Source organism: Pseudomonas sp. p50(2008) (assembly GCF_015351605.1).
Taxonomy (GTDB): domain Bacteria; phylum Pseudomonadota; class Gammaproteobacteria; order Pseudomonadales; family Pseudomonadaceae; genus Aquipseudomonas.
Window position 1 is genome coordinate 1,126,019 of sequence record NZ_JACMYF010000001.1, and the last position, 8,805, is coordinate 1,134,823.

8 protein-coding genes are annotated in these 8,805 nt (G+C 50.5%); 5 read left to right on the forward strand and 3 right to left on the reverse strand.

The window, feature by feature from the left end:
* Nucleotides 1-811 precede the first annotated feature (811 nt).
* Entirely contained in the window at nt 812-1,309 is a 498-nt protein-coding gene (locus H7698_RS05025) for a hypothetical protein (protein WP_178128616.1), read from the forward strand.
* Here the strand turns inward: H7698_RS05025 and H7698_RS05030 are convergent, their stop codons facing one another.
* The 3 genes from H7698_RS05030 to H7698_RS05040 all read right to left on the reverse strand — a co-directional run bounded on the left by H7698_RS05030 (nt 1,310) and on the right by H7698_RS05040 (nt 4,431).
* Complete coding sequence (locus tag H7698_RS05030; RefSeq protein WP_194690758.1) at nt 1,310-2,521, reverse strand: PDDEXK-like family protein; 1,212 nt, start codon at nt 2,519-2,521, stop codon at nt 1,310-1,312.
* A 20-nt stretch (nt 2,522-2,541) separates the two neighbouring features.
* A complete protein-coding gene (locus H7698_RS05035; protein WP_153336587.1) occupies nt 2,542-3,108 on the reverse strand; it encodes a hypothetical protein in 567 nt (188 codons plus the stop codon).
* 174 nt (nt 3,109-3,282) lie between these two features.
* Nucleotides 3,283-4,431 carry a hypothetical protein gene (locus H7698_RS05040; RefSeq protein ID WP_178128618.1) on the reverse strand — a complete coding sequence of 383 codons (1,149 nt, stop codon included), beginning with the start codon at nt 4,429-4,431 and terminating at the stop codon, nt 3,283-3,285.
* 597 nt (nt 4,432-5,028) lie between these two features.
* On the opposite strand from H7698_RS05040, the gene H7698_RS05045 reads away from it, so the two are divergent.
* The 4 genes from H7698_RS05045 (at nt 5,029) to H7698_RS05060 (ending at nt 8,742) form a co-directional block, all read left to right on the forward strand.
* On the forward strand, nt 5,029-5,382 hold the full coding sequence (locus tag H7698_RS05045) for a YkgJ family cysteine cluster protein (protein WP_153336588.1): 354 nt from the start codon (nt 5,029-5,031) through the stop codon (nt 5,380-5,382).
* A gap of 1 nt (nt 5,383) precedes the next feature.
* Nucleotides 5,384-6,316, forward strand: coding sequence for a hypothetical protein (locus H7698_RS05050; RefSeq protein ID WP_153336589.1), 933 nt, complete (start codon nt 5,384-5,386; stop codon nt 6,314-6,316).
* Between the two features lie 3 nt (nt 6,317-6,319).
* Nucleotides 6,320-6,730 carry a hypothetical protein gene (locus tag H7698_RS05055; RefSeq protein ID WP_153336590.1) on the forward strand — a complete coding sequence of 137 codons (411 nt, stop codon included), beginning with the start codon at nt 6,320-6,322 and terminating at the stop codon, nt 6,728-6,730.
* Nucleotides 6,731-7,269: 539 nt separating this feature from the next.
* Nucleotides 7,270-8,742: a protein kinase domain-containing protein gene (locus H7698_RS05060; RefSeq protein WP_194690759.1), complete on the forward strand. Its 1,473-nt coding sequence runs from the start codon at nt 7,270-7,272 to the stop codon at nt 8,740-8,742.
* Nucleotides 8,743-8,805 lie beyond the last annotated feature (63 nt).

Here is an 8,805-nt window from a genome sequence, read left to right on the forward strand (position 1 = left end):
GACGCGCCTACAGAGGTCAAAGCTTCCGCCGAAAACTAAAAGGCCTCGCGTTAGGTTGGCGCTTCTACCTACTTATTCCACGTGCTCGCATCAGATGTGGACACTCAATACCTGCACCGTCGCAATCGGCTTAATCGCTGAATGCGCAGCGCGTAATGGGTGGGTTCGTATTTTCCCTGCGGGGCCATAGGTTTCAATCGAGACAAGTCAGGTAAATAGAGGGTGTGCTCATGGATGGCCTGAAACACGGGAATTTCAATCATCATAGGAACGACCGAAAGATCAGTCAACTCACATTTATTTTCAAATGTCAATGGTATTGACATGCTTTATTTTTCAAACACTTACAGTAGCTGGAGGACGAATTTATTTTTGATACCTTGCTGAAAACCTAAAAAAGCGCGGGCTAGGCTTGGTACCGCCACGATTCGTTCAAACCGGTGCGAAGAGGAGTACCCACGATCCTCTATCGAGATAGATCGAATAGCGACCTCTGGTCGCAATCAGCGTAAAGCGTTCAACCAGGCCTATACCGCTTCGCGAAAATAACCAGCAGCGCGGTAAATACTTGATCATCTACCCACATATGGCGTCAGTTATCAGGGCGCAGGCCTCAAGCCCCCTTGGACGAATTCCGCGTAGCACGGTCCGAGAGTCTTAGACCGATACGCGAAGTGAGCCAAAGATAAGGTAGTCTGGGCCTAGCAAAAGGCGGTAACCAGCCAGTAGCGGACGTTTCTGGGGGGAGAAGTCTGCCCCCAAAAGAATTATGCCAATGCTGGCCTAAACGGATAGCGAACGGTGGGGAAAAGTGGACTTTAAAGAAGCATTCACCCTGGTAAATGATCTTGCCCAGGCCATGCCTGCTATATTGGACAGGGTCACAATAGAACTCGCCTTTGGTGACGCCAGTCCCGCCATCGGCGACTGGTCGGACCCAACCAACTCGGGAATGCTGGTCACGGGCGATGGTGTTGGGTGCAAGAGCGGCGTGTATTTTTTTGGTACCCCTGAAGGGCAAATCTTCTATATCGGCAAGGCAACCCGGAACAACCTGCACCATAGGGTCTGGGACCATGTTAAGACGCCCAGCATCCGAGAAGACGGTTGGCGAACCTTTCCCAACCATCGGTTCACAGGGTTTGCGAACGACAAAAATCTAGTGCCTCAAGTTCAAGACGGTGAAGCACGGATTGCAGTCATTACGGTCTCTGACCCGGTGATGGTATCTCTCATTGAGGTCTATCTACTGACGGCCCACATAAAACGGCACGGTACATTGCCAGCTTTCAACCGACAAATTGGCTAGTCAACTGACTGGCATTGCTTGTGGTTGCGTCGCACTGACACTTGCACACTGCAACTCAGGCTGGCCAGACAGCTCAGATTTGATCAGCTCGACAGTGCGCAGCACCTCCGTTACCAATGCCATGGGGTCAGACAAACAGTCAATTTTGCTGGCCACGTTGTCCTGGTAAAGGCATGAGTACCATTTGAACGCATTCCAATTCCGCCACATCAGGTACAAAGGCAATTGAGGCGTTTGCGCCAACAACCCTCGATCGCTCGCCAGTTTCCCGCTACTGACCGGCACCACGCCATAATGCAGCGCATCAGTGGCAACCTCGATTCGTAGCAGCATTCCCTCGACACCAATGTCGAAAAACTGCCCCACGTGCTTCAACCTCAATGCCTTGGGCAAGAACCACTTGCGGCAATTCGCCTCGCTACTGTCATGCCCGGTAAAGTCAATCGGCGATGACACGGGCGTACAACGCTCTGACAATGCGTGTCGCACAGCATCAAAGAAGCCGAACAATACTGTCCCCTTCGCATGGGGCAGTGCCTGGGCGATGGCCTCGGCAGCCTGCAAATTGTCGTCGGCAATGAGAAGTTCGATCAGTGCATTTCGTGTGGTATGGGTCATGGCTCGCCCGGTGATTTTCTGGACCAGATTCTTGTACTGGATCAATGCATGCTGAAGTGCCGGCGTCGCGCTTGAGGTGCTGACGCACCGCTCAAGCCAGTCGAGGATGTGTTCCTGGTACGACAGTCGACGGTAGCTCACGCCGCAATGACTGCTTGCGTGCGCCTCCGTACCTTTCTTTGTCAGGTACCACAACTGCCACTGCTTGCCTGAGGCCTTTCCAATATCGTCATAACGCTTGAGTTGTTGGTTGCCGTCGAGGGCGTCGATCTTGTTTTCGATCAGGATGAGGTGATCCATCAGGTGAATCACAACATCCACACGACCGTACCCCGCGAAAATCTGCTCCTTTTGCACCCTGGCGTCGCTGAGGCTGCATTCGTGTTCGAAACCCATTGTCGACAGGAACAGTTCAAGGAAGTACACACCTTGACCGTGACGGCCCTCGGGGCTCAAGAGTTCTGCGATCATGGCCGAGTGAGTGTTGACCTCGGCCCGCTCGATTCGGGTGATGGAGAAGAGGTTGAACAGCTCACCGCTTGCTGCGAGTTTGGCGTTCGTCTCCCTCACGAGGCTGCCGGCCTGATTCAACAACAGTTGTACTTTCTCCATGCTCACTGTTTCCCCAGAATCGGATTCAGTATTTTTCGTAGTTCAGACTCGATTAACCCAACCCCGAAGTAAGATGTCGGCGGCGCCTCGAAACTCTGATAACTATATGTAATTTCCACATCACGAATTAAGTGCGGTCTTGCCCGAAGCTTAAGTGCATACGTTCCGGACGCCAAGAGCGATTCGACGTGATTTTTGATTCGATCAGCTATCGACTCTCGCTTCCCTAAATAAAATGGAATCGGTTTGCCTGCTGCCAATGCCGCTAAGTGATGCTTCACCCGACTCGGGTAATAACGAGGGATTTTTCCGTCATGCGCTTTGGCCCGTATTGTTCCCCATCGCTCACCAAATTCGCCAAGTTCCGCTGCTGTGGAGAACTTAAATTTCGCTTCGAAGTAATAAATCCCAGGCTTTTGAGGCAGGACAGGAAGCTCATCATCCTCACCGAGATCAAGCGCTTTTTGGGTTTCTCGCAAGTGTTGGGCAAGTGCAGTAATTGGCGCATGTTCAGTCAGTTTTGAATGAGCCCTTACCAGTTGCTTCAAAGCCGCTTCAAGTCTTTCCAAAGGTCACTCCCAAGTTCTGAGCACAAAGAGGCACCCAAGAGTGCGTGTTCATGGTGGTGTCCTCCATGTTGCTGGAGGGTAAGGGTGTATCAGTCTCAGTGCGCCGTTGCCGCTATTCATCCCGTAGCTACCGGTCACAGATCCGGCATATTCCATTGCAAATCAAAGCTTACGTCAGCGCATGACAAGTGCATGCAAGGTATGGAACAGGTGCTCGAGAATTTTTCCAGCGGATGCATCTGTGTCAGGCTTCAAGGGGGCGGTCGTGAACGGCCTGTACCCCGGGTAAAACGTATCCTGCAAGCTCAGCGCTTGCACTTGCTGTAATCGCGTGGGCATGCAGGGTGCGGTGCTGGAAAGCACCAGGCAAAGAATCGCCGCCTCTCGCAATGCCCCCCTCGGCCGACCGTCATTCGATCTGGCCAATGCCTCAAACAACTTATGCAGGAAGCAAGACAGGTGAAACAGTTCGTCTTCGTCCAACTCAAGCACGTGGCGCCAGGAGACTTTGACGTGACAATTGAAGCGGTGCCGTTTGTCGATTTCGGGTAGAGCCCGTCCCAGAAAAAGACACTCGCTGGCTGCCACCAGCACGTCAGGCTGTACGTCCTCGACGACAAAGGCAAAGCCCTCCAGTAGATGTGCTTCATCAGGATCTGCCCGGTTGTGATGCAACATCACCGATGGCAAAACAGGCTCTTTGGATGACGCGTCACACAACTCGGCCTTGATAAAAAAGCCTAGTGCGGCCAAGCCGTTCAGTGCCCGCAGAATGATCTCGACCAGTTGCTGACGGTAATCCCGGTTGAGTTGGCCTTGATGGTCGAAGATGTGACCGTCAACTTCCTTGATCTCCCACAGGATGTTATGCAGATAACCGGTTGTTTCGTGATACCAGTATTTCAACCTCCGCGCGTCCTCGCCAACCGGCTCCATCAATGCCAAAGGAGGTTTGGTTTGCCTCAGTTCCTGCAATTCGCCTTGCAACCGTATGACTTCCTGCTCGGACGCCTTGAGCCTAGCTTGAAACTGCCGGTCGCGAGACTTGAGGCTGGCGGCGAGGTCCTGCCCCACCGCGAGCTTGCCCAGTCGGATTTGCCCCGGAACTGGATTATCAAAACGCGCAACCGGAAGCCGCTCGCCCGGCCCCAGTAGCTGGTCACACCAGTGAGCGAAGGTCAGGTCCTTCGACGCGATCGCAGACAAGCGGCCCTTCAGGGCACGGTCAAGCACCACCTCTTCCACGTCGGTAAAGTCTGCCAATACACCATATTTGCTCAGAACACTCAGTTGAGCTGCCTTTGCCTTGCTCTCTAAACCCACAGTCGCTCTCCCTGCCTCAACGCTGTCTACCGACAAATCGTCGAGAGCATGCCAGCAGGCTTGGCAAACTGCCAACATCGCGTGAGCTGGGTGTATTGGCCGATTAACTCTGCCATCCGTACTGGAAGATCTGAATAGGGTTGAGTTGGCTGCTGAACGACAAACCTCTTATCACTCGCCACTGGATAAGTCGGACGCGACGCACTGACTTGGTCATCGAGACCACCCCCTGGACTCCAGATTCCAATTGCCTTGCGAGTCTTCTGGCGGTTAGCGCCCGGACCCACGACTAAATACTCGCCTTCACCGACACCATGAAATTACGCGGATTCCCATAGTATTTGCCAAACGTCTCAATGCCGATAGTCGAGTAATAGCGCTTACCGGCGAGCGTCAGCGTCTGTCCATCTGCCGCCTATCATCGCGGGAAGCTGCCGGCCAGAAGCGGTCTTTCAGTCCTACTAATGAATGCTGCCCCTCCATCTCGCTTGCGTGCAAGATTCATTAAAGCTTTTCAGCAAATGGCAGATACCGTATGACAGGCATGATGGCCGTCAATGCGTTATCACAGCTACAGTTGTCGGAGGAGGATGAGCCATGGGCGAAGGACCGCAACCAGTACAAACGCTTGTCGTGCAACACGCATCAAGCACTTCAATTGTATTTACTTGTACAAAATGTGGGCTGTGCTGCAAAAACCTAGATAAATCTATGGTTTATGCACATTTGGACCGCGGTGATGGTACTTGTATAAATTTTGACAGCCACAGTCATATTTGCAAAATCTATAGTAGCCGCCCATTGATCTGTCGAGTGGACGACTTTTATGAACAAAATCTGTCCGCGCACGTAAGCAAAAACGAATACATAGCGGCCAACTTTCAAGCATGTGCAGATGCACAGCAAGCACACAGAATCGACAATTATCCTACACATAAAGAGGGATCTTAAAATGCCACTTCCGTTTATTTTATGGGGTGCTGCTGCTGCTTTGGCGGCAACGGGTGTATTCAAAGGCGTTGAGGCATCCAACAACTTTGATAAAGCCAAAGGCATCGGCGAAGATGCAGAGCTTGAATTTAAAAAGGCATCTAAAGTACTTGACGGTGCACGCGAAGAGACCCAAGCCGCGCTGGCGGCACTCGGCAAGTTAAAAATTCATACATTTAGCCATCAAATTAAATACCTCGTTGAAGCGTTCAAGAAGCGAAAAGACACTAAGAGTACCCTGAAAGGGTTCAATGAAAACTTTACCGTCGAGGAATTGAAGTCTTATGAAAAGCTGGTGCTGAACTCTCTGGAAATTGAGAGAGGCCTTGCATCGGGAGCGGGCGGCGGAGCGTTGGCGGCTATTGGGGCCTATGGTTCAGTAGGGGCATTAGCCAGCGCCTCCACAGGCGCGGCTATTTCCGGGCTTTCTGGCGCAGCGGCCACTAATGCCACCTTGGCTTGGCTTGGCGGAGGCGCATTGAGCGCCGGCGGCTTTGGAATGGCCGGAGGCATGATCGCCTTAGGCGGAATTGTGCTTGGCCCAGCGCTCGCTATCGGCGGGTTCATGATGGCAAGCAAGGCTGAAGAAGCATTGACTAAAGCTCATGATTACCAAGCCAAAGTCGAAACCGCCATTGCTGAGATGGAGGTGTTGAAAACTGCACTTAAGGCGATAAGAACGAATGCGGCCGAGATGGCCAAAACCATTAACGAGATCGTAGCGCGCTTCGAGCTGATCAAAGTAAAAGACGACAGCGATCCCAGCGCATTCGAGAAGATGGTGGTGCTTGGTACAGGGCTTAAACAAGTACTTGATATACCAATCATCACGCCAGACGGTTCGGCGGCAAAAAATATCAAAAGCACGATTTCCGGAATTTTGTCCTTGAGCTAAAACATGAAAAAGCACATCCAAACTATCATTCAGAAAGCGCCCACCATTCCGTTGCAAGCGGCCCAGTCTTCCCTTGATGAGCTGATGTCAGCTTGGCTGGAATACAAAAAGGTTGCCGAAGTTGAAGGCACCAAAAGAGCAGCTATATCCGCATTCAAAGATGTAAAACTAGAACAGATCGGTGCCCAAAGAGTTATTCTGGAGCAGTACCTGGCTAAAACCTTCGAAGAGCGAGCGACAACGATTCATAATTTCTTCGAAGTACTCGACAAGGGCATTCAAACTGGCGATAGCACTTTGATAAGCGGTGCAATCGGCGCCATTGTCGACATTTCCAAGCAATCTCCACTTGCTGGGGCGCGCGAGCTTATCGGTGCCTTTTACGATCCAGATATCAAGACGATCGAGATTTAGGCTCTCTACGACACAACTGGCGGTAGCCGCGGCCGTAAGGCCGCGTAACCGGCGCCTCATTATGACGGGGGACCTAAGTAGCATCGATTTATCCGGGTGTGACCCTGTGACCGGCTGCTTTCGGCCCCGAGTGTGTAAAAACGTTTCGCCAAAATTGAAGTGTGCACGTCTACGTTAAATCTAAAATTTATCGGCACGTCAGCAGATGTGGATTTCGCGTAGAAGCGCGATTTACAGTCCGGTTTTGAGTACCTGTCGCGCTCAAAAACGTTTTTACACAGCCTCGGCCAAAAGCGGTCAGTCGTTGGAGTTGACGAAAACAGAGGCAATTCAAGTTACGGGTTGGAAATGGTATTCGGCGCTCGCCAGGCGAAGCCAGGGTCGGAGGCCCGCAGTGGTACTGTTAAAATATTGTGGCCTATTTCTACTTCAAAGGTGCTGCTGACTGATGTTCACTCCGCCATCGCTGTGCTCTCTATTGCGGAAAATTGATTTCCAAGCAACCCAGCCAACTACTAAATTTAATAAGGATGCGTCGTATGGATATGGACAAACACTTGCAAGAATTTCTAGAGGCGTGCTTGTTTAGAGGGAAAATAGTTGATCGCCGTGAAGGGCGAGGTGGGTTGATTTATATTGTAGATCAAGAAAATAGCTTTCCGAACCGAGTGGCATATAAAACCATCAAAGAATTCGAAAACAACACCGCTGAACGAGTTAATGGCTTTATTCGCGAAGCGCACAACTGGGTGGATTTTTCCGGTCATTACTCCATAATCACGCCGCACTTTATAAAGTTTTATAATGGGGTACCTTTGGTATGTATGCCATGCTGTGACGGGGATCTTCGTGACTTAATAGAGTTAAAGCCTGATCTCGTCGCCGTCATAAATATTGGCCTCCAAATAGTAAAAGGGATGATCGTTGCGAATAGTCGCGGAATGGAATACCACCAAGATATAAAGCCTGAAAACATTCTTTATTCAGATTTGAGCAAAAAACTTCGTGACTTCCCTCCGTCACATATCGATCCTTCTGTGAGGTATTCGGTAAAAATTGCTGATTTCGGTGTGGCTAATGCATGGTTCGATGATCACTTAGGCGGCACTAATTCATACAAAGCGCCTGAGCAGTATGTAGTGGACAAGACGAAAGCGTTCGCCCCTGATGTTTTTGCGGTGGGGATAGTTATTGCAGAACTGTATCAAGGCTATCACCCAGCAGTGCAATCTTCGACGATTGACCCTGGAAAAACATGGAAGGGTTCCAAGTTGAAAAAGTGGGCTGGCAGCGATATCAGAAACTTCTCTGAACCCCAGTCGCCAGCAGCTGAAGCTCTAATAAAACTTTTAGGTGACATGCTCTCCGCTGAACCAAGTGCACGCCCTACATTCTCTAGATGTTACGAAAGACTGGCAGAGTTGCTGGCAACGCTCAGTCCAATAACACTCAATCAAATGGAATTGCTATTTGATTATTATGACTGCAATGCAAACCATCAAAGCCTAGAGTCGGACCTGCATGGACAGTTAAAGCTCTTGGTTATTCCTAGCAAAAGGCAATTTGTGAAGGATAAACTAGCGAGAGACTTGAGTTTTTGTCTCGGTACGGATTCGGAAGACTTAGAAAACTTTCTTGAGATTCATCATAGAGCGAATGCATTGCAGCAAGCATGCAGAGGGGATATTGATAGCGCTCAGAGAGCACTTCTTATTGAGGCTTCCAGAAAGGTTGTGTTATTTGTGCTTTCATCCTGCGAACTAATTAACTCGTTTAATCTTTGGTCGACTCCTGCATTCAAAGAATCGCCCCCCGAAAAAATAGGTAGTGACTTGGAAGCAAGGTCGGAAATACTTTGCACAAATATTGAGCGCCTTATTTATTTAAAATCATACGACCAAGAATTAAAGGGACAAGTTGAGTCTGGCGGCAGTGAAATTAAAGCATGGGCGGTTGCAGGAGCTGAGTGCAACACGGTCATTGAATTGAAGCTGGAGCATCATGCCGCATAGCCATGGCCTTCTGCATCACCTCGCCCATAACTTCGATTGGGCATTTGAAGTCGAAGCGCTTAC